This window comes from Paenibacillus sp. JNUCC-31, from assembly GCF_014844075.1.
GTDB lineage: Bacteria > Bacillota > Bacilli > Paenibacillales > Paenibacillaceae > Paenibacillus.
Map to the genome: position 1 here is coordinate 3610197 of NZ_CP062165.1, position 23422 is coordinate 3633618.

13 protein-coding genes and 2 pseudogenes are annotated in these 23422 nt (G+C 42.4%); 11 read left to right on the top strand and 4 right to left on the bottom strand.

Going from position 1 to position 23422, the window contains the following annotated elements; translation table 11 throughout:
- Positions 1 to 29: 29 nt before the first annotated feature.
- A pseudogene (locus JNUCC31_RS15605) lies at positions 30 to 985 on the bottom strand (IS30 family transposase).
- Between the two features lie 690 nt (positions 986 to 1675).
- Between JNUCC31_RS15605 and JNUCC31_RS15610 the strand changes: the two are divergent.
- From JNUCC31_RS15610 to JNUCC31_RS15620, 3 genes are read left to right on the top strand one after another with little or no spacing between them, the layout of a single operon-like run.
- Positions 1676 to 2494: a hypothetical protein gene (locus JNUCC31_RS15610; protein WP_192272414.1), complete on the top strand. Its 819-nt coding sequence runs from the start codon at positions 1676 to 1678 to the stop codon at positions 2492 to 2494.
- A gap of 21 nt (positions 2495 to 2515) precedes the next feature.
- Positions 2516 to 3109, top strand: coding sequence for a restriction endonuclease subunit S domain-containing protein (locus JNUCC31_RS15615; protein WP_192272416.1), 594 nt, complete (start codon positions 2516 to 2518; stop codon positions 3107 to 3109).
- Entirely contained in the window at positions 3109 to 4659 is a 1551-nt protein-coding gene (locus JNUCC31_RS15620) for a type I restriction-modification system subunit M (RefSeq protein ID WP_192272418.1), read from the top strand. Before JNUCC31_RS15615 ends, JNUCC31_RS15620 begins: the two co-directional genes overlap by 1 nt.
- A gap of 221 nt (positions 4660 to 4880) precedes the next feature.
- On the opposite strand, the gene JNUCC31_RS15625 is transcribed toward JNUCC31_RS15620, so the two are convergent.
- Positions 4881 to 6440, bottom strand: coding sequence for an IS1182 family transposase (locus JNUCC31_RS15625; protein ID WP_192272420.1), 1560 nt, complete (start codon positions 6438 to 6440; stop codon positions 4881 to 4883).
- Between the two features lie 339 nt (positions 6441 to 6779).
- Between JNUCC31_RS15625 and JNUCC31_RS15630 the strand changes: the two genes are divergently transcribed.
- Complete coding sequence (locus tag JNUCC31_RS15630) at positions 6780 to 10913, top strand: NACHT domain-containing protein (protein ID WP_192272422.1); 4134 nt, start codon at positions 6780 to 6782, stop codon at positions 10911 to 10913.
- A 245-nt stretch (positions 10914 to 11158) separates the two neighbouring features.
- On the opposite strand, the gene JNUCC31_RS15635 is transcribed toward JNUCC31_RS15630, so the two are convergent.
- Positions 11159 to 11881 carry a hypothetical protein gene (locus JNUCC31_RS15635; protein ID WP_192272424.1) on the bottom strand — a complete coding sequence of 241 codons (723 nt, stop codon included), beginning with the start codon at positions 11879 to 11881 and terminating at the stop codon, positions 11159 to 11161.
- Positions 11882 to 12082: 201 nt separating this feature from the next.
- On the opposite strand from JNUCC31_RS15635, the gene JNUCC31_RS15640 reads away from it, so the two are divergent.
- From JNUCC31_RS15640 to JNUCC31_RS15650, 3 genes are all read left to right on the top strand, one after another.
- Complete coding sequence (locus JNUCC31_RS15640; RefSeq protein WP_192272425.1) at positions 12083 to 13336, top strand: mechanosensitive ion channel family protein; 1254 nt, start codon at positions 12083 to 12085, stop codon at positions 13334 to 13336.
- Between the two features lie 223 nt (positions 13337 to 13559).
- Positions 13560 to 14804 carry a macrolide family glycosyltransferase gene (locus JNUCC31_RS15645; RefSeq protein ID WP_192272427.1) on the top strand — a complete coding sequence of 415 codons (1245 nt, stop codon included), beginning with the start codon at positions 13560 to 13562 and terminating at the stop codon, positions 14802 to 14804.
- 166 nt (positions 14805 to 14970) lie between these two features.
- The gene (locus JNUCC31_RS15650) at positions 14971 to 15825 is read left to right on the top strand and encodes an aldo/keto reductase (RefSeq protein ID WP_192272429.1); all 855 of its coding nucleotides are present in this window, start codon (positions 14971 to 14973) and stop codon (positions 15823 to 15825) included.
- Positions 15826 to 16028: 203 nt separating this feature from the next.
- Here JNUCC31_RS15650 and JNUCC31_RS33940 read toward each other — a convergent pair.
- A pseudogene (locus tag JNUCC31_RS33940) lies at positions 16029 to 17180 on the bottom strand (glycosyltransferase family 2 protein).
- 354 nt (positions 17181 to 17534) lie between these two features.
- Here JNUCC31_RS33940 and JNUCC31_RS15660 point away from each other — a divergent pair.
- The 4 genes from JNUCC31_RS15660 (at position 17535) to JNUCC31_RS15675 (ending at position 23415) form a co-directional block, all read left to right on the top strand.
- Positions 17535 to 19112 carry an extracellular solute-binding protein gene (locus JNUCC31_RS15660; RefSeq protein WP_192272431.1) on the top strand — a complete coding sequence of 526 codons (1578 nt, stop codon included), beginning with the start codon at positions 17535 to 17537 and terminating at the stop codon, positions 19110 to 19112.
- Positions 19113 to 19193: 81 nt separating this feature from the next.
- Positions 19194 to 20120 carry an ABC transporter permease gene (locus JNUCC31_RS15665; protein ID WP_228469671.1) on the top strand — a complete coding sequence of 309 codons (927 nt, stop codon included), beginning with the start codon at positions 19194 to 19196 and terminating at the stop codon, positions 20118 to 20120.
- Positions 20121 to 20150: 30 nt separating this feature from the next.
- Entirely contained in the window at positions 20151 to 21035 is an 885-nt protein-coding gene (locus JNUCC31_RS15670) for a carbohydrate ABC transporter permease (RefSeq protein WP_192272433.1), read from the top strand.
- A gap of 46 nt (positions 21036 to 21081) precedes the next feature.
- A complete protein-coding gene (locus JNUCC31_RS15675; protein ID WP_192272434.1) occupies positions 21082 to 23415 on the top strand; it encodes an AraC family transcriptional regulator in 2334 nt (777 codons plus the stop codon).
- Positions 23416 to 23422 lie beyond the last annotated feature (7 nt).

A 23422-nucleotide genomic window follows, 5' to 3' on the forward strand; every position in this document is an offset into this window, starting at 1 on the left:
TATATTTACCTAAAATATATGACGGATTGTCAAGCTAAGTGCGACAGCTCCTTTGAAAAGGATTCGTGAGCGGTTCTCCAACCCAAGCATTTCGTGGTCTGTCGTTGATCAAGCGCAAAGCGGTCTCCAAGGCTTCATCCGTGATTTGTGCGAAATCTGTCCCCTTGGGGAAAAACTCTCGCAAGAGGCCATTGGCATTCTCATTCGAGCCGCGTTGCTAGGAAGAATACGGATCTGCGAAATACACTTGTAGGCCATGAGCTTCTTCCAGGCTGGCGTAACAGGCGAACTCCTTGCCACGATCTGCAGTAGCGGTTTGAAATGCACCGACAGGATACTGCGAGGCTGCTACACCAAAAGCAATTTCCATGGACAAAGCTGTACGGTCAGGCATGGGAATGGCGGTGTACAGTCGGGTCTTGCGTTCGATGAATGTAGCTACGCAGCCCTTGCTTTTCCCACGGCCCGAGACGACCGTATCGAGTTCCCAATGGCCGAAGGTTTTCCGGGAACGAACCTCTTTCGGGCGCTGAGAGATGGTCTTACCCACAGCGAACTTGCCGCGTGTCTCTGCAGGCTTCTGCCGCTTACCTTTGTGACGGAGGACGGCAAGCATCCCTTTCACCAAACGGCCTGTATACAGCCAGCGATAGATGGTTTTAAAGCAGAACACAGGGTGTCCCTCTTGACGGAGTCGTTCTACGATTTGCTCGGGAGACCACGTGGCTTGAAGCTTTTCTTCAATAAGGACCGACTGCTGCGGTGTCCATTTTCCGGCAGGGACGGAGGACTTACGTCGCTGGACATAGCTTTCCTGAGATCGCTCGGCACGATAGGACTTCTGCGTTTCGTTTCGACGGAGTTCTCGGCAAATGGTGGCATGATGCCTGCCCAATTCACTGGCAATGGCTCGGGCACTTTTCCCTTGCTGGTGGAGGATTTCTAGCTTGCTGCGCTCGATTATGCTAAGATGTGTGTAGCTCATGGTGGATTCTGCTTGTGTGAATGTGGTGTAGGAACCTTCATTCTACACGAATCCGGCCATGGGCCATTTTTTATTTATTTCCAGCAGGTGTCGCACTTCATATTACAATCCGTCATATAAAAAAATATAAAAGATTCACTTTTAAGAATTTTTCAAATAAGATATGAAGCAATTATTGTCTGATCGAAAATAATTTATTTCATTCTGGCATTTAACATCTATAAACATTTACGTTTTTTTAAAGCAGATATATTTCGAAAGGGCACTACTCATATCAGTACAACCATAGGAGTCTTGTGGATCTTTGCCATGTGATCAAAAAACTTCGGTTTTACCTCTACACTATCTTAATTATTAAAAAAATTCCCTTTTCTGTTTTTTTTTTTAACATAGAGTTAATTCATGACATTGTTAAGTTAGACTTTTTAATGAGGATTGCATATTGATTACATAATCAACTGCTATTTAATAAAATAGCAGTTGATTTGTTTTTGGTATAAGTGTAGTATAGGTATTATAAGGTAATTGTTTGCAATAGCAAAAGGGAACGTGCACATCAAGCAGTGCAAGTTCCCTTTAAAAAAATGGTTCACGCGCAAACTCAGGCGTTGCGAGTGAATTTATTTGATAATTTATCGGTAATTAATTATGCCATAAAACAACGTTTTTGTACAGAGAGAAGGTTATTCTTTGGAAACTGCCATGAACAAAACTACTCTTTCCATTTTTTTCGATGAAAGTGGAAAAAAGAATAATGCAGTCCAATTGATGGGTGCGCTTTGTTTCCCAACAGATATTTATAATAATGATTCATTAATTATGATGCACGAAATGAATAAAGATTATTCATTGCATTGGACTGATTATTCAGGTGATGCCAAGACGCGCAATGGTATCATTAAGTTATTCGAAATGGCAGCCCAAATTGCACCGTACGCTCAATTGAATATTCTTCATTATCATTATAATCAAATAGAAGCAGATGCAATTCGATTTGGGTCCGGATCGAAAACGGAGATAATAGAGTATACTGTATACACTAAATTTCCTGAGCGGATAATGTACGGATTGCTCAGAGAATATGATAAATCCTCTGTGTTAAATGCAGCTCTTTATATTGAACATGCATATGAATATGAAAGGCTTGATTTAGCAAATTCATTAAAGAAGCAACTAAATGCTCATGCCCTCTACAGAGGTGAGCCCTACTTCGTTTTAGAATGCAGTTACAAACGAAAAGGCGAGGAAATTGGGGTAGAGCTTACAGATCTATTACTCGGAATAATAAGAACAGTAATGGAGAATAGTACATCCAACTCAAGGACAAAACGTGAACAACGGAATCTAATTTTCAGATTGTACAAGATGGGATTGTTGGAGTGCTTCATTCAAAACATGTCTCTTTATGAATGGACAGGCCAAACTATTCTTACGGAGAGGAACTTCAAAACCTGTATCAACCTTTTTATCGCCAAACATTTCGATGAGTACAAAAGGATTGCAGTTTAAGTTATTGTGAGGTGTTATATATTGTACAATCTATCTGATTATGGGAGTGTCATTCAAGGAGCTAATTTATCCCGTGTACAGGCTGAACCGGGTGTAGGTTCGATTAAGTTCATGCTTTATACAATGAAAGAACTGAATGAAAGCTTGGGAAATGAAAATCGAGGTAGTCATGATAAAACTCAAGAAATTCATGTTTCGGAATCGAAGGCTAGAGAACTGCCTATAACTGATAAGAACATGGTACTAATTAACTTGATATCACGCCGTGCGGCAACTGTAAGATCGGAATATATAGGCAGGCTGGTGCCGTCGAACTTTGCCATAATTAAAGTGGATGAAACATTATATGCTCCTTACCTGGAGTGGCATTTAAATGAATATCCGAAAAGCCGAATTTATTTAAGTGAAGCGACACAAGGAACGACCGTGGGAGCTCTCTCGATTCAAAAACTTAGGGCAGTACCTATCGTGGTACCGTCTTTAAAGGAACAGGAGATCGTAGGGGATGTGTATAGTAATTTAATTAATAAAAAAAGATTATTAATGCAACGTATCTACATTGAAGAGAAAAGCATTAATCAACAATTGTGCTCTTATCTGCAGGGGGGCGCGTGATGACTTCTTCACAGCGATTTGGACTTCTTGATCGACTATGGTCAAGGCTTGATTATTTGGGCGGGTTTATGGAGGAATCAGCAGCTGTACGGAATTATTTTTTGGGAATTATATGTTATGGATATCTTTCGCGGAAACTTGAAAATCAAGTTAGTGATCTACTGCTTTATGATAATTGCTCATTTGAGGAAGCATGGAAAGATGAGAAAATGAATGATTATTTAAGGAAAGAACTTGTTTTGAATCTAGGATATGTTATTGAGCCCCACTACTTATATTCGACGATGGTTGATCAGATTAAGAAAGGTCTATTCAATTTAGAGTACTTTCAGTCTGGAATCAATTCCCTAAGTAGATCCATGATAGATGTATGCAGTGAAAGTAGTAGTCTTTGTTATCTATTCACTGATATGAAATTATCGTCCTCTCTATTAGGACAACATATTAAATCTGAATCTAATTTCATTACTGATACTATAATAGACATTTACGAGATCCTTTTCGAAGATGACAGTATAGATCCTCAATTTTTTGGGGAGGCTTTTGAATATCTAATCTCGCGGTTTGCGACAAGCGCAGGTAAGAAATCTGGGGAATTCTATACTCCACCTGAGATCTCTGCACTCATTGCTAAAATAGTGACAGCAGAGAAAAAAGAACTTAGGAGTGTATACGATCCAACTTGTGGTTCCGCTTCACTTCTTCTACGGATTGCGAAAGAAGCTAAAGTAGGACACTTTTACGGTCAGGAAAAAATGAGTACAATATTTAATTTGGCCCGGATGAATATGTTGTTGCACGAAGTTTCGTTTGAACGATTTGATATTTGTAACGATGAAACCTTGGAGCGACCTAAGCATATGGATATGCATTTTGAAGCGGTTGTAGCTCATCCCCCGTATAGTGCTAAATGGAGTGCCGATTCTCATTTTTTAAATGATGAACGTTTTAGGTCTTATGGTGTGCTTGCCCCACAATCAAAGGCTGATTTTGCGTTTGTCCAGCATATGGTTCATCATTTGGATTTCAAAGGAATTCTAGCCGCAATATTACCACTAGGAATACTGTTTAGGGGAGGATCAGAAGGGAAAATACGGAGTATATTCGTTGAAAAATATAATTATTTTGATGCAATCATCGGATTACCTCCTAACTTGATGTATGGCACAAGTATTCCAGTATGTATCCTTGTCATAAAAAAAAGTCGTGAAACGAATGATAGAATCATGTTTATCGATGCTTCTCATGATTATGAGAATGGAAGGAACCAGAACAAATTAAGAGATATGGATATTGACAAAATTGTCGATACCTATATTAACAAGAAACAAATCAAGGGATACTCCTACTTGGCTACTTTAGATGAGTTGAGAGATAACGACTTTAATTTGAATATTTCAAGGTATATCGATAAGGATATAGGGAGTGAAATGATTGACATTATATCTGCCAAACGGCAGCTAAAAGAAATCGATCAAAAAATAGAAAAAATCGATGATGGAATAAAATCAAAATTAAAAGAACTAGGCATTGTTTTTCTCGATCGTTAAATATGTTTTAGGCTAATTGTTACGACCATATAGGGTGCCGCATCTTTAGATAAAATGGTAATACAACTAATCAGAACACTTCGGCGAATAAAACACATTTTTGCACTGAGAGGATTGCCTCTATTCATACCATCGGAAAGGAGCTGTCTCAAAAGCCCTTGAAAACACCCATCAGTGAAGAGAACTAACACCGATACGTTCAAACGGGACAAAGCAGAGGTTCATCCTGCTTTGTCCCGTTTGCGTTTTTCCGTCATTGCGGCTTTTTTGAGCAGGTTGTGGGCAAGGCAAAGCCACCCGACCTCCAAGCTTACTTTTTGCAAGCCACGAAGCAGGAATCTTCGGAATCCCCGATTGTTTTTCATTTGCCCAAACACACTTTCAGGCTCAATCATGCGCCGAACCGACAGCGTGTATCCTTCCTCGCTACGGAGGCGTTCTCGCATCTCGTTTTTTTGCCGCATGTAGGTCAGGCTGATCGCAATCTCCCGGTCACCTTGGGCCTTGGTACATGTAGCTTTCAAGGGGCACTGGCTACAACCCTCACTTCGATAATGACGTGTCCGAATCGTGTAGCCACTCTCCGTCACCGTCCGGCTTTCATACCGAAAAGGTAACGTTTGTCCCGCCGTACAGGTCCACGTATCTAACGTTTCGTTGTAGCTCCAGTTATCCACTTTACCGATGGCTTGCTGAAAAGCCCTTGTTTTTTCTTTGTGGTATGTCCCATATTTGACGATGGCCTGAATGTTTTTCTCTTCCAAATAGCTGTAATTCTCTTCGCTGCCATACCCGGCATCGGCAATGACGGTCTTCGGTCTTTGGCCAAGCGTTTCTTCCAGATGATCCAGATGGGGTTTCAGACATTTGGTATCCGTAGGTCGCTGGTGTACGCTGTAGCCCAAAACAAACTGATTTTCTGTTCCGATCTGTACATTGTATCCAGGCTTCAGTTGACCGTTTCGCATGTGGTCCTCTTTCATTCGCATGAACGTCGCATCCGGATCAGTTTTGCTGTAGCTGCCCCGCTCACCGGCGGTTTGGATCTGATATTCATATTTTTGCAGCCGGGGTAGCAAGTCCTTCCGCAACTGACGCACGACTTTCTTGAGCGTTTTGTTCTTGTTTTTTTCGCTTAGCTTTTCCTCCAATTGCTTGACGGATTGCTCCAGCTTTTCCGCCGTGAGAGCCGAGGCTTCGCCAAGTTCAGGCAGGTCGGTTCCGGTGTGGAGGGCATCCTCGTCGTTTTCCGCCTCTTCGATGGCTTGAAATAGGGTATGTACTTTTTCTTGTAACTTAGCCTGATGCTTGACGACGGCTTTTTTCCACACAAAGGTGTAGCGATTGGCATTCGCTTCCAGCTTGGTTCCGTCCAGAAAATAGTGATCCAACGACACATATTGCTCCTGAACCAGTAGCTCCAGCACATGGGTAAACACGGTTTCCAATACCTCTTTCATCCGCTCCGAACGGAAACGATTAATGGTACGGAAGTCGGGTTTTTGCCGCCCGGTGAGCCACATGAACATGATATTTTCGCGAACCGCCTTGGCGATTTGCCGGGAAGAATAGATGCGCTGGGTGTAGGCGTAGATGATGATTTTGGTGAGCATTTTGGGATGATAGCTGTGGCGTCCACCGCCAGGGTATGCAGCGTTGAAAATGGAGTCGCTCAGGCGGCTAACTGCCTCATTCACGACACGCACGAGGTGATTTTCAGGGATATCTGTCTCCAAATCCATTGGCAAGAAAAGTTGATCCATGGTATATTGAATGTACAAAGAAACCGTCTCCTTTTGTAAGTGGTGGGTCGCACTTCCATTTTACCAAAGAACGGTTTCTTTTTGTTTTACAATTTGAAACAAAGGGGCTGTCCCTAGCCATATGATGACTTATGGGACAGCCCCTTTTTCTAGATAATTTTGGTATTAATACGTAATAGTAGATATATTAAGAACGATAGTTACTAGAAGTGGAATTAATACTGGTCTATCTATATGCCTGCGACTTAAAATGTTATTATGGCATATTCAATTGCCGTTAGAATAGTATCGTAATATATAATATAATCTAAATTAACTAATAATAGATAAGAAATTCATTATGATCGAGGTGTATACATGTCGATAAAAACCCACCAATGGGAGAGGTTTTGGTGTGAACGTACAGAATCATATAGTTTGACTGAAAAGGGATACTTAGTGGATCCATATTCCGAGTATGGTAAGGTTATTAACCATAATATAAAAACAACTAAGGAGATTTCACATTTTAAATGTGTTGTTTTATTAGGTGAGCCTGGAATCGGGAAATCAGAAAGTATTAAAAATCTAGTAAATACAGAGGATAATTATAGCAAAACTCTACATATAAATTTGAGATCCTTTGGTTCAGAGGAAAGATTGATCAAAAACTTGTTTGAAAGCCCTTTATTTTTGGAATGGGAGAAGGCAAAAGACGATTATATATATCTATATTTAGACAGTTTGGACGAGTGTTTATTAAGGATTAATCATGTTTCTTCCATACTGGCAGATGAACTTCAGAAATATGATGTGAAACGCATTTACCTAAGAATTGCTTGCCGCACCTCAGATTGGCTACACCAGTTAGAAAATGATCTTGTAGAGCTTTGGGGGAAGGATCAGTTCTTGGCGCTTGAGCTCCTACCATTACGTGAAAAGGATGTTATCGAGGCAGTAAAGGACAAGGATTTACACATCGATAATTTCATGAGTGCACTGTCTGAAAATGATATTGTCCCTTTTGCAATCAAGCCTGTAACGTTACAAATGCTAATTGATATATATCAGAAGAGTGGGAGATTTCCCGAAACACAAAGTGAAATATATCTTCAAGGATGTCAGATCCTATGTGAAGAACCGAATGAGACCCGTAAAAGAGTAGCTCAAGTTGATCCAAGGAGAAGATTGACTATAGCTTCTAGAATAGCTGCATTAACTGTATTTACTAATAAATATGCTATAGAGTATAGCAGCAGTATACGAACCGAAGCAGATGAAGATATTCAAATATCAGATATTATAGATGGATCAAATAGAACCCTAGAAGATGTATTAGTATTAAATGAAAGTGATGTTCTTGAAGTACTCTCAACAGGACTTTTTACTTCAAGAGGAATTAATCGTCTGGGATGGGCTCATCAAACTTACGCAGAGTATTTAGCAGCTTTATATATTGTAGAGAATAAACTGGAATTAGAGCAGATAATTAGCTTGATTAGACACCCAGAGGACGGGCATATAGTTCCGCAGTTGTATGAAGTAGCTTCTTGGTTGGCTTCATTTAATATGGATATTTTTAAGTATATTTGTAATCATGATCCAGAAGTGCTACTAAGTAGTGACATCAAAGGAACAGGCGATACAGCAAAAAAGGAACTGGTTGCAGCTCTGTTAGATAGATACGATTCTGGTCTAATTCATGATGGAAATTACGAGATCATTCGTTACTTCGATAAGTTATGGCACAACGACTTAGGATCGCAGTTAGAGCCCTATATAGTGGATAATTCCAAAAATATGATAGTTAGAAGAGTTGCGATACGTATAGCCAAGGTGTGTAATATAACAGAAGTAAAGCAACATCTTCTTGATCTTACATTCAATAAAAAAGAAGAGTACTATTTACGTGTAGCAGCAGTTAGCGCTTATATAAAAATGTGTGATGATATAGAGATTGAAAAGTTGCTCCCCCTAATTCGTTTTGACTACGATGACCATCCTGACGAAGAATTGAAAGGGATGATATTAAAGGCTTTGTGGCCTAATTACCTTTCTAGTCAGGAGCTATTTTCAAGTTTGAATTTACCAAAGAGGAGTAATTTAATAGGATTGTATCGAGACTTTATAAGTCATGATATCATTACGACGCTCCATGATGAGGACTTACCATTCGCATTAGAGTGGATAGAACAATTCGTTGATGTTCATAGAGTAAAGTCAACCATCCAGGATTTATTCAATGAAATTATGGGGAGGGCTATAGAACTTTTAGAGATCCCATCTATTTTGGGGCCATTTATGAGAGTGGTGAAAAAAAGGATTAAACACTTTGATCATTTTGAATATCTACCAAGACTCCATAATGATGAGGTTTTAAGAAAATCGATTATTACCAGATTAATTAAAGAAATTGAAAATCCTTCGGACGCGATATATATTTCATCATCAGCGCTTTTACGTTCCTCTGATTTTGCATGGCTATTAGAAAAAATGCGCATGATAAAAGAAATTGAAATTCAAAGAGAATATGCAAAGGTTATAAGCAGAGTATTTAACCCGAATGATTACGGGCAGGTACATTTATTAATTGTTGCGGCTCAAGAGAATGATATAATAGCCCAAGAATTTAAGTATTATTTTGAGAGTATTCAAATAAACTCGGAAAAAGGAATAAAATTAAAAGAAAACTACTATTTCTTAAGAACCAGCAATCAAACAGAGAGAGTTGAAATACCACCTTTATCACAAAGAATTAATAGATATCTGTCGCAAATTGAATCAGAAAATATTGAGGCATGGGGACGCCTTTGTTACGAGCTTTCTTTTGATAAGGATGGTGGTGGTTCAAATGAGCTGGAGTCAAATTTAAAGAATTATGATAGCTGGTTAGAATTAAATGAAAATGATCGGAAAAGAATTATTGATTGTTCTGAAATCTATATAAAATATATGAAATTTAAAAGAGATCAATGGTTCGGAGAGAAATTCAATAAGTCATTTATGGCCGCTTATAAAGCACTAAGATTAATCTACGATTCAAAGTATAAAGTTATACTCGAACTAAACCATGATGATTGGAAAAGTTTATCACCAGTGCTTCTAACGCAGTATGCTGACTCAAATCAAGAAAAATCGGTTCAGCTAGAACTTATTGAATTAGCATACTCAAGAATTCCTGATCAGGTAATATCTGATTTGTTAATCCTTATGCAGGAGGAGAACAAATCTCATAATAACATTTTTGTGAATGAACTAATTGCTAATTGTTGGGATGAAAAAATGAAAAGCGCCATCTTTAATTTTTTTATATCCCATGATTTAGCACCTCAGTCTAAAAAAGCGATACTCGAAGATCTACTTTTACATCAAGTAAATGGAGTAGAAGAGTATATACTAACTGAGATCGAATCTATATTGGCTAATGGTAACATAGAAAAGAAACGTGTAGCTATTTTAGGAGCAGTAGCACTTTGTAATTATTCTTCACAAGGGTGGGAAAGAGTTTGGAATTTTAATACTCAAACTGAGTTTCTAAAAGAAGTTTTCTTAGCAGTAGCAGATGAGGGCCAAGCGCTGCTGAAACTTAACTCTGTAAAAGAATCACTGCTAGCTGATTTATATTTATGGTTGGTGAATCACTTTCCACATGAAGAAGATCCAAAATATGAAGACGATGAAATGGCCCATTTTGTAGGCCCACGAGAGAGTCTGACTGAACTTAGAGATAATATTTTGAAGCTTTTGAAAATGCGTGGGACTAAGGAATCACAATTTGAATATAAAAGAGTTGTTGATGAATTGCCGCATTTGGGTTGGCTGAAATGGGGATTAACTGAGGTGAATCAGGCTGCTAGACGCAATACATGGTCTCCTCCTCGACCTATTGATATTATTTTACTAGCAAGTAATAAAGAAAAGAGACTCGTACGGAGTGGTGAAGAGCTTCTTGATGTCATTATCGATGCATTAGATAGAATTGAAAAAAGGCTTCACGGCGCCACTCCAGAAGTGCGTTCTTTATGGAATGATTTGGGGAATGGCAAGTTCACTCCTTGGAACGAAAATGAATTTTCAAATTATATTAAACAACGTCTAGATGATGAAATAAGAGGGAGAGGAATCATAACAAATCGCGAAGTTGAACTTCAACCAACATTAGGATCGGAAATAGGAGAACGAACGGACATCCATGTAGATGCTATCTTAACTAATAATAATAAATATGAGAAGATTACAGTTATAATAGAGGTTAAAGGGAATTGGCATTCAGAGCTTCTGAGAGCTATGCAAGAACAGCTATCCAACAGATATTTGCAAGAAGGAAAGTCGCTGTATGGGTTATATTTGGTAGCATGGTTTGATAGTGATAAGTGGGATCCTAATGATCCACGCAAAAGAAAAAGCTCAAAACACGATATTACAGAGGTAAATAGAGTTTTACAGGAACAAGCAGAGAACTTATCGACTAATAAGTTGATAAAACAATATGTTATGAACGTGACCTATTAATCGTAAGCTAGAAAAAATGACATGAAACGGTGAATTGTGGATTGACCTCTCCACGTTTCGCCTCCATACAAACACCAAAAAAGAGACCCCTTGAGGCCCTTGAGGTCTCTTTTTTGGTATCAATGAGGATCAATAAAGGGAGGACATGGAGACTCATCTCTCGAACAGGGAATGTGGCCAAGGGGCAAGAGCAATGCAATCTACGCAACAATCTCATCCTCAATGGCAGTAAATCTCTTAATATATTAATTATTGAACAACGGTTCCGTACGAAGCAAATAGTTACCCCTTACTTCCGCCGTCCAATTAGCAAAGACCTCTCTCCATTGAACACTGTTAAAGAAATCGTCTACGGATTGGTTGTCGGAATCCCAGTCAACAAATATGTTGAGAGGTGTAATTCCTCCAGCCCAAATTCCATTACTGACGTCCGTGCCCGTCTCTCTAACTAATAAGATTGGAATGCCGAATTGAAAAGCCATGGCAGGCTCGATTTGAGAAAAGGTCGATCCTTCCCAAAACGGAGTGGTCGTTGGTGGCCCCCCTAGATTGGATTCAAGAATTTGTACAAAAAATCTGCGGAAGTTGATTGCGAGCAATCCATAGCTTGAAAAAACCAGGCGTCGTATATTTGTAAGAATGTTTTCGGGGTATTGTTCACTAACGGGCAATGTGCGGGGAAAGAGCAATGCATCTTCAATTTCCCTAATCAGACGGTTCAGAAATTGCTCTTGCGGGCCATTTACCGTGTTGGTTGTACTCAAAAATATAGGAATACGAAAAGCACGGTCTACACATGCATCGATAGCGGATGTTGTGTCCTTTTCATTATGGACGGGCTTATTCGGATTTGGGGCGGAAGTTCTTAACTTACCGCGGACGGGTGGAAGCTCTGTTACCATGCTTACGGGAGAAAGCTTTTTCATGGCAATATGCTGAGTCTTAGCCTTATTTTTTGTATTACTCAATGTTCACATCTCCAATGCAAGAATCTGGTTAATATTTAGCCCAGTCTATGCACATTAGCCCATTTATGTGACGTGATACTCATGAGGGGGGCAAGCACCCTTTACCCCATCAACCGATCACTGTATTTTTTTGAAATTTTACTTCGTACTAGAATGTAATTTATAATAATAGGCTAATATAAACTGCGTCAGGAGGATACAATGGACTTTATCAAAAATCAACTAGACGGAACGGGCATGAGTGAACAAACCATTGGATATCTTGCGAACATGATCATGGTGGTATTTATAGCTGTGGTCTCCATACTGGCCAATTTTATAGCCAAAAAAATCGTGCTGAAGATTATTATCCAAATCGTCAACAACAATCGGTACACGTGGGATAAAATCATTGTGGAGAAAAAAGTGTTTCACAAGCTCTCGCATTTGGTACCAGCAATTATCATTTATTATTCGGCGTATATCTTCCCGTCCTATCAGGCTTTGATTGAAAAAGCAGCTTTAACTTATATGATCGTCATAACCATCACGGTATTAAATGCGCTGCTCAACGCCTTTGATACCATATATCGTTCCTATGAAGTCTCCAAGATCAGACCGATTAAGGGATACATTCAGGTGGCCAAAATCGTGCTTTTCATTATTGGGGGCATTATCGTCATCTCAAGCCTCATTGGTCAGAATCCGTTAATTATTCTTAGTGGGCTTGGTGCGTTGTCAGCCGTTCTGATGCTGGTCTTCAAGGATTCCATTTTGGGACTGGTGGCAGGCGTGCAATTATCATCAAATGACATGGTGCGTGTCGGTGACTGGATTGAAATGCCCAAGTATAATGCCGACGGCGACGTCATCGATATTACATTAAACACGGTAAAGGTAATGAATTTCGATAAAACGATCACGATGATTCCGAGCTACGCTCTTATCTCAGACTCATTCAAAAATTGGAGAGGCATGCAGGTATCCGGTGGCAGAAGGATTAAGCGAAGCGTCTACATCGATACAAGCAGCATAAGCTTCTGCACCAAGGAAATGATTGGGGAATTTCAGAAGATCCACTATCTTACGGATTATCTTGAGACCAAATTAAATGAAATTAATGAGTACAACTTGGAACACCACATTAATACAGAAAGCATTGTGAATGGTAGACAGCTTACGAATGTGGGTGTATTCAGGGAATATATCCATCAATATTTGAGGAATCATCCGAAAATTCATAAGGATATGACGTTGATCGTGAGACAGTTAGCGCCGGGGGATAATGGACTGCCTCTTGAAATCTATGCGTTCAGCAATGATATTACCTGGGGTGTGTATGAATCGGTTCAAGCGGATATTTTTGACCACATCTTTGCCGTTGCACCGACATTTGGCCTTCGTGCTTTCCAAAATCCAACAGGTCATGATATTGTACAACTCAAAGAAAGCCCCCAATATTCGAGAGGATATTGAGATTGGTTACTTACCCAATCCAATATGAATATGAACAGAGGAAGCACCGTGAAGGTGCTTTTTTTGTTTAAAAAGTGACATATATACTATTTACAAATCTGGAAATTATTAATAGTATATTCATATGGGCATGATTTCCAGATTTTGTTTTACCCTATCATTTTGAAGCTAGAATTACAATGTCCCGCTTTGAAGATTGGAAAATTTAATGGAGGTGAATTTCGTGGCACGTGTATTAGTTGTAATGATGCCTGCGGAAGGGCATATCAATCCGACGCTCGGCATAATCAAGGAACTGGTAGAGAACGGAGATGAGGTCGACTACTGTTGTACGGAAAAATACCGGACGAAGATTGAAGCGTTAGGCGCACAATTTAAAGCATACTCCTTCAACGAGGCAACCCTGCTCAACAACCCAGATATGAAGCCATTTGAAATCAAGCACCCTTACCAATTTTTATATATGGTTTTGAAAAAGATTATTCAACGGTTTATTCCGGATGTTCTGAATCTGATCGAAAATGAAACCTACGATTATTTAATTTTTGACTCCTTAATAGGCTGGGGAGGACAAATTTTAGGCGAAAAGCTGGGTATCCCAGCAGTATGCTCAACCACCACTTTTGTTTTTGTGGAGCCTCTCAGATTCGGTAATCAACTGAAGGATGACGATGAGGAGGTCAAGAAGCTGTATAACGGAATCATCGAGATGTCCCAGCAATTAGCTTCTCAGTTCAATGTAGCTGTGCCTTCTCTGGCGGAACTTTCAGGGCATCCAGGACAACTGAAGATTGTTTATACAAGCCGTTATTTTCAACCCATGGGGGACAAGCTGGACGACAGCTTTGTGTTCACTGGCCCATCGATTACCCCCCGCAAGGATGCACCATCCTTTGCCAAGGAAGCTCTGCATGCTGTTTATAAACAGGCGGTATATATTTCGATGGGAACCATTTTAAATAAGGATCTTGATTTTTATAAGCTGTGCTTTACGGCTTTCGGTGATTTGCCTGTGCAGTTTATATTGTCTTCAGGGAAGGATACCGATTTGGAGCCGATTGCTGATCTCATTCCTGACAATTTCATCATCAGACCTTATCTCCCACAATTGGAAGTGCTGCAGAGTGTAGATGCTTTTCTGACACATGCGGGCATGAACAGTACAAGCGAAGCTTTGTATTATAATGTACCGTTGGTTATGCTCCCGTTAACTTCAGATCAGCCGCGTGTAGCAGGCCGGGTAGAGGAGTTGGGGGCAGGGGTTATTGTGGATAAAAATAACCTTACAGCTGATGTATTGAGAAGCGCGGTAGTAGAGGTGCTTGGTAACGCCTCCTATAAGGAACAGGCAGAGGTTATTGGGAGAACGCTACGCGAAGCTGGCGGGTACAAGCAGGCTGCTAGGGAGATTAAGGACTTTATGGGTAAGCAGTCGTTATCGGTCACAACCATCTCTTCAGTTGAATGAAGAGGGGATTTCCCTCCATTAAAATTAGACGAGAAAGCCACTGCCCCGTTAAACGGGTTGGTGGCTTTCATTTGATTCATCCGCGTACGGAAGGGTAGAATAAACGAGAGGGCATATTACTTTTTCCATATCGTTTACATACTTTTCGCAAAGGAGAGTTCCTTAGATGAATCATACAATCCCGGAATATACGTTGAATGATGGCTTGAAAGTACCTGCCATTGGCTTTGGTACCTATAGCTTAAAAGGAGAAAAGGGCGTCAATTCCATAGCGTCCGCGATGGATACAGGTTACCGCTTGATCGACACCGCGTATAACTATGAGAACGAGGCGACTGTCGGAAAGGCGATCAAGCAGAGCTCTGTTTCCAGAGAAGAGTTGCTGATTTCATCCAAACTGCCAGGGCGCTACCATGCCTTTGAGAAGGCGATTGTAGCCATTCAGGAATCCCTATACAGAGCAGATCTGGATTATTATGATCTATATCTGATTCACTGGCCGAATCCGAAGCAGGATATGTATGTGGAAGCGTGGCAGGCACTCATTGAGGCGAAGAAGCGCGGATATATCCGTTCCATCGGAGTTAGTAATTTTCTTCCCGAACATAATGATCGCCTGATTAAGGAGACGGGAGTAGCGCCAAGTTTGAATCAGATTGAGCTGCATCCATTTTTTGACCAAGCCGATCAGCGGAAGAAGGATTCACAGCATGGTATTGTGAACGAATCATGGAGTCCCATTGGGCGTGGCAATGATGCTGTACAGGATATCGTAAAAGATGAAAAGATCCTTCGGATTGCCGAAGCTCATGGCAAAACGGGGACTCAGGTTATTTTGCGCTGGCATACCCAGCTTGGTTCAATTCCTATCCCTAAAGCAGGTTCTCTTCAACACCAGCAAGAAAATATCGATATTTTTGATTTCGAGTTGAGTGAGAAAGAAATGGAAGTCATATCTTCTTATCATCGTGAGGATGGACGGTTGTGGGATCAGGACCCGAGTGAATACGAAGAGTTTTAAATTGCTAAATTTGAAAACGTGCGATTCACCGTAAGGTGAGTAAAACGAGTATGAAGGAAACGTAGCCTCCTATTCTACAAAGATGTAGATAGGGGGCTTTTGTTGTATTAAAAGAGTTGAATGCAGTTGGAGCAGGAGTAGTATGGGCGAAGTTATTCATGTATCTAACTTTGAATTTTCATATTTGCAGAATAAGTTTTAAACTACTCCACCAGTTTTTCAGACCTCTGTGCCATATCCTGTAAAACGCGAGCCACCTTACTTTTTCTGCCTTTTGCTTTTCTCTGTATTCTTGCGAGAGATTTTTTATACGCTTCCACATCTGTTTGAAGCGCGAAGTGTTTGGCAGCAATCCGTAATGTTTTCTTTAACAATCGTGCGGAAGAACGTGTTGCTCTGGACCGGAAGCCTCTGCGCAAGATTCGCAGCGTTTTTTTGTAGGTTTCGAGGTCAGCTGATGGTGGTACTACGCAGAATAAATTGAGTGCGGAATCATTGAACCCATAGGTTTCGAGCATGATTTTCAGATTCTCCGTATTGAGCACTTCCCCTCGGAAATGGGTAGGATGTTCCTGGTGATAACCTACGACCTCCTTCATACAGTAGAAGGGCACTTTCAAACGATGCAGTCTGTAGCCCAGATCCCAGTCTTCAAGCCCATAGAGTACAAATCGTTCATTGAAACCTCCAACTCGATTCAGAAGGCTTCGGCGGATGGATACACACCGCGTGACGAGCAACATCCAGGGAGCCACATCGGTGCTGGCAAATTGCTTGATGACACCAGGCGGTATTTTGGTTGGGAAAATCACTTTGGACAATGTATCTGTCTATTGGATGATATCTTCCGGTGTGACCAGTGGGACGATTTCATTCGCTGCATCAAATTCAGGACGCCATAAGTTTGAAGGGGTAAGGATCGAACGGCAATGTTCTTTTTCCGATGGCGAAAAGTCTGGATAGTAGTGGGTATAAGCATCGGCAAAGGAATGTGGAAAACCCGAAACGACGGCTCTGGGATTTTTACGATGATATTGACGCACTGTTCGAATAAATTCGGGTAATGCCAGAAAGTCAGCATCACAGAAGATAACATATAGCCCTTTGGCATGCTGAAATCCCAAATTCCGGATCGCTGATCTGCCACGTTGCTCCGTTTGCGATACGTAGGTCAAAGGATATGAAGACTGGAATGCCTGGATCTGTTCTTTCGTTCCATCAGTGGAACCGTCATCTGCTACGATGACTTCGAAAAGGTGCTTCGGATAGGTTTGTGTCTCGAGGGCTGCCAGTGTAAGCAATAACTGATGGGCCCGATTATAGGTTGGGATAATAACGCTGTAGCGGATCGCCATTCCTGTCTCCTCCTTCACATTGTTGGACGCTCCTTATGAAAGAACACGTTCAAGTAAGAAGTGATATTAGTTTATTCCATATATGTGGTAGCGACTGGTCAAACACCTTATGATTTTGGAAACGGGCTTGATCGATCTCCTTCTTGTGCCCACGCGCACCGTTCAATCTGGAAATATGATCTTGATCTCTTGCATTCATGTGCAAATCCTGTGCTGCACAAGGAAATATCAAATTTTGGATATGTCGGCAAGAATGGAGGATAGCCAATATAGCGGGCAAGCGGTAACTTTATGGAGAGCGATGACAGGGCTGCTGCTTATCAACGATACAAATGAAATGGGGGACAGGAAGCGATGAAAAGGTCATGGAGAAAACGACTAACCATTGGAATCTGCCTGATGATGGGCATAACTGCTCTTGCAGGGTGTTCAGGAGATAACGGAAGTGCAGGTAAAGCAGAAGGAGATGGACCTACGCCCATTTCAATCTGGATGTCGATGAATACCAATGCTTCCATCACACTCAAGAGCATGAATGAAATCACGGCGATTAAGGAATGGGAGAAAAAAACCAATACCAAAATCGAATTCCAGCATCCCGCGGTGGGTGCCGAGACCGAACAGTTCAATGTCATGATTGCCTCGAATCAGCTGCCTGATGCCATGTTTGTCAATGGAGATTACGCCAAACTGTTCAATGACGGTATCATCATTCGACTTAACGAACTCATTGATGAATACGCTCCCAATTTGAAAAAGATCCTGGAGGAGAATCCCGAGGTTGCCAAACAGTTAAAAGCCGACAACGGAGATATCTATGCGATACCGCATCTGCGTCTGGGGGAATACAAAACCTTCGGCGGTACGTTCATCCGTCAAGATTGGCTGGATGAGCTGAAGCTGGAGAAACCGGAAACGATTGAGGAGTGGGAGACGGTACTCAAGGCCTTCAAGGAGAAAAAAGGCGTAGCAGCGCCCCTGTTGTTTGGTGCACCACCCAAAATGACCACGATGGGACCAGCCGCACCGACGTATCTGGAGGCTTACGGCATCACTAATAATACGTTTATGAAAGATGGCAAGGTGGTCTATGGTCCCATCGAGCCGGAATATAAAGAATTTCTAACGATGTTCCATCGCTGGTATGAGGAGGGATTGATTGATCCCGATTTTGCTACTAATGATCAGAAAACATACGATGCCAAAATATTGAGCAGTCAAGCGGGTGCGTTTTTCACCTTCATCGGTGGAGGTGTAGGCCGCTACCTGCCCGCTCTGCAGGAAACGGACCCGAATGCCAATCTGACAGCCGTGCAATATCCGGTGCTGAAGAAAGGGGATGAACCGATGTTTACGGGGCGTTCCTGGGAGTGGAGCAGTAGCGGCGTTGTGATCACCAATAGCAACAAACACCCGGAAGAAACGGTCAAGGCACTCGATTATTTCTTCAGTGAAGAAGGGCATATGCTGAAAAATTTTGGTGTGGAGGGCCTCACGTATACGATGAAGGACGGTTACCCGACCTATACCGATGAGATTTTAAAAAATCCGGACGGCTTGTCGGTTGCTCAGGCCATGGCTAAACATTTTATTGCGAATTATCCCTTCGTAGGGGAGGATGACGATCGGTACAACGAGCAATATTATCAGCTCCAGCAGCAGAAGGATGCAGCTGTTCTGTTCTCCAAATACAGTGAGAATACGCTGAAAGTAGGGCTTCCTCCTACCAGTCTGACAACGGAGGAATCTTCGGAATACAGCAAAATTATGAGTGATATTGGAACCTATCGGGACGAGATGTTCGTCAAATTTGTCATTGGGGTCGAGCCGATTGAGAACTTTGACAAGTTTGTCGATCAGATCAACAAGTTCAACGTCAAACGGGCCATTGAAATCCAGCAAGCTGCTCTTGACCGTTTTAACGCCAGATAAGTAGAGATGTCCACGGGTGGTAAAGCCCTTTTTACCCTTCTACCGCCGTGGATGCCCTCTTTGGAATGGAAAAGGAAGGGGATGAAGAAGTTGTCGCACAAGCGTTCCTTGTTATGGCTCAACTACAAAAAGAATAAAGCCATCTATTGGATGGCTCTTCCCGTCATTTTATACTTTCTCGTCTTCAAATATCTGCCGATGTATGGAGCCATCATTGCATTCAAAGACTACTCGGTGGGCAAAGGCATATGGGGCAGTGATTGGGTCGGATTGCAGCATTTTCGGGATTTCTTTCAAAGCTATTATTTCTGGCGGATTCTGAAGAATACGCTTTTGCTAAGCTTTTATCAGCTGTTGTTCGGTTTCCCGGCTCCCATTCTTCTTGCCCTTCTGCTGAATGAGCTCAGGCATGAAATCTTCAAACGCACGGTACAGACGATCTCATACATTCCTCACTTTATTTCCATTGTTGTCATCTGCGGCATGATTGTTGATTTCTCCTCCCGGGATGGACTGTTTAACACCATCATTGGTTATTTTGGCGGTCAGAGCAGCGCGCTTCTCAGCGATCCGGCCAATTTCCGTACCATATATACCGCCTCATCGATCTGGCAGGAGCTAGGCTTTTCCAGCATCATATATTTGGCTGCGCTTAGTGGCATTAACCCCGAGCTCTACGATGCTGCCAACGTGGACGGGGCGAGTCGACTTCGCCAGGTGTGGCATATCACGCTTCCCGGCATCATTCCGATGATTATGATTCTCCTCATACTCCGCATTGGTGGACTAATGGAGATTGGGTTCGAGAAAATTATTCTGCTCTATAATCCGAACGTGTATGATACGGCAGATGTAATCTCAACGTTTGTCTACCGCAAAGGGATTAGTGAAAGTGCCGAGTTCAGCTATACAACCGCGGTGGGTCTGTTCCAGTCGGTCATTAACTTTACGCTGCTAATCGGTGCCAATCGCCTGTCCAAGGTGATTTCCAATACTAAGCTGTTCTAGCCAAGAACGAGGTGAAGGGAGGGATTTCTTTTGCGAATGAAAAGGTCCATTGGAGAGCGGCTGTTTGGCGGTGCGAACGCGATTCTGATGACAGGTTTGATTATCGTAACTTTGTATCCGCTGCTGCATGTGCTGAATGCATCGCTTAGCGACTCAGGTCAACTCATGGCCCATAGAGGCCTGCTGCTTTTCCCCAAAGGAATTACAATGGAGAGCTACAAGCTGGTGCTAAGCAACCCCAACATTCTGTCCGGATACCGGAATACGATATTCATTGTGGTGGTGGGCACGGCGCTGAATCTGCTGTTCACCATTCTGGGGGCGTATACATTATCCCGCAAAAGCTTTATGCTCCGCAATCCGATCATGCTGGCGATTGTATTTACGATGTTTTTTAACGGCGGAATCATACCGTCTTATCTGTTGATCAATAACACGCTTCATATGGGCAACAGCCTATGGGCTTTGATTGTACCCGGTTTGATCAGCAGCTATAATCTGATTATTATGCGAACTTCTTTTGCAGAAATCTCGGAAAGTCTGCTAGAATCGGCCCGTATAGACGGGGCGGGAGAGGTGCTCATTCTGTGGCGGATCGTCGTACCATTGTCCATGCCCGTCATTGCGGTGATGATTCTCTTTTACGGCGTCGGTCACTGGAACTCCTGGTTCAGTGCGATCCTGTATATTCGGGACCGGAACCTGTTTCCACTTCAACTGGTGCTACGGGAAATTCTGATTCAGAACAGTACAGATTCGATGACAACAGGAGCGACTGCTATGGACAAAGAGGCCATCGGGGAAAGTGTGAAATACGCAACCGTGATGGTAGCCACCCTGCCTATATTGTTCATCTATCCTTTCCTGCAGAAATACTTTGTTAAAGGTGTTATGATCGGAGCAATCAAGGAATAAATCTGCCTTATACCCTATCCAATAACACAATGTGAGGAGGAGACGCATGAAGAGGAAAAGCATCCTGTTGTCCTGGAGCATTTCTTACATGGTCATTCTGCTCATACCTATAGTGATCGGTGCTGCTGTTTTTGCCGAGTCTCGCCTGTTGCTTGAGGAAGAAGTTAATCGTTCCAACATGGTGCTGTTATCTCAGGTGCAGGAAACCATTGATAATCAGATTGGCGATATTGGCAGCATCAGTAATCAATTAATGGCTGACTCTCAACTCATGAGCTTCATTAATCATGCCTCGGAACAAGATGCCCGTTGGAGGTTCATGGGGATTGATCTGATCAAGAACTTGAAATCCACACGCGTCGGAAACGGCTTGATTAGTGAACTGTATATTTATATCAAACAATCCGATATCGCGTTATCCTCTTCTTCACTCATTCAGAAAAAATACCTATATGACATATTCTATCAGGGCACGAATGTAACCGAAGAAGCGTGGACCCGGCTTATGCACGATTCCGGTAAGAGCATGTACCGCAAAATGGAGGTTCGGAGTGAAGATCGACGGATCGAAGACACGCTGGTCTATCTTCAGCCGTTTCCTATTCAGAATGGCGCTGACAGCCCTGCGACCTTCGTTGTTAACCTGGACCCGAATCGATTCCAGCAAGCCATTGATCACGTACGTTTGGAAAAAGAGAGCATCGTGTTCATTCTGGATCACGACGGAAACACGTTATTTTCCACCGGATCGTTTGAAACCCCTTACATGAATGGGGAGGACCTTAAACTTTTCGATGATGCTGGGAAAAGAACGGAAACGATTGATTGGAACGGAGAGTCCGTGACCATATCACAGATTTCCTCCAAGATCCAGGACTGGAAGTATGTATCCATCATACCTACCCGAATCTATGCCAAGAAGCTGACGGTCATCCGCGATATTACGCTTGGAGGTGTTGCCGCAGGACTTATCCTCGGTGGGGTGGCAGCCTGGTGGTTTACCAGGAGGAATTACCGTCCGCTGGGACGGATCATGAGCATTATCTCCGATAAGGTCAAATGGAAACTGGAGCAGCCAGATAATGAATATGGCATCTTGCAGTCTGTCCTGATCCAAGCCTGGGAGGAGCAGGATCAATTTGCGAACAGGCTTAAGGATCAGCAAAACGTTGTGCGGGGCAGTCTGCTCTCCAAGCTGATGAAGGGAAGGGTACAGGTGGGTGAGGGATTTCCCTCGACGCTGGAACGGTCGGGCATTCGGTTCGAGACGAATTCATTTGCCGTATTGCTCCTGCACATTGAGGATGTTGAAGGACTGTTCCGTTCCAGAGGACGTGAGCAGGACCAGGAGGAGAAACATCAATTTGTACATCTGATCCTGACCAATGTGCTGGAGGAGATGATCGGATCGATTGGTCACGTATACTCTGTGGACATTAATGGAAGAATCGCATTCCTGATCAATATTCGGGACTGTGAGGAGGATACCAGTCAACGGTTAATTCGTGCAGTCGAAGAAGCCCAGCGTTTCATCGGTTCCCGATTCTGCGTATACTTTTCTGTTGGCGTAAGCCATGTTCACCACTGTATGGTGGAGATCGCGGATTGTTTCCGGGAATCGGAAGAGGCACTGGAGTACCGGCTGATTCTGGGCATCGGTCAGATTATTGACCCGAACCGGATTCGTCGACCGAAAGAGGAACTGTATTACCCTCTCGATCTGGAGAGACAGCTCATCAACTATATTGCTACCGGGAATTATGCCCGTTCCACGGAAGTGATGAACGAAATTCTCATGACCAATTTTGCAGGAGAGCCCTTGTCTGTTGAACTGGCTCGCTGTCTGATGTTTGAGTTGATCGGTACTTTTCTGAAAGCTACGGAACAGATCAAGACAGATGACCAGAACGAGATGACGCAGCGTAACGATCTGATCCGGCAATTGTTTGCATGTGAGACCTTTGAGGAGATCGAAGCTGAGCTGTTGCGAATACTGGAGACGGTATGCCAGACGGTGCATGAGCGCAAGCGATCCCGCAGTGAGGAATTGAGGGATCAACTGGTGGAATTCATCCATGAGAGTTATGCAGATGTCAATCTGGGTTTGACCCATTTGTCGGAGCGGTTTCGTTTTCATCCAACCTATGTCTCCAAGTACTTTAAGGAACAGACCGGAGTCAACGTGATCGATTACATCAACCAATATCGAATTGAGCAATCCAAGAAAATTTTACAGGCTGAGGAACTGACGATTCAGGACGTTTCCGAGCGGGTGGGTTTCCTGAACAGCAATTCGTTCATTCGTGTCTTCAAAAAGTATGAGGGAATTACACCCGGCCAATATAAGCAAAACAGCAGACTTGTCCAGCAAGAGGATTGAATAATAT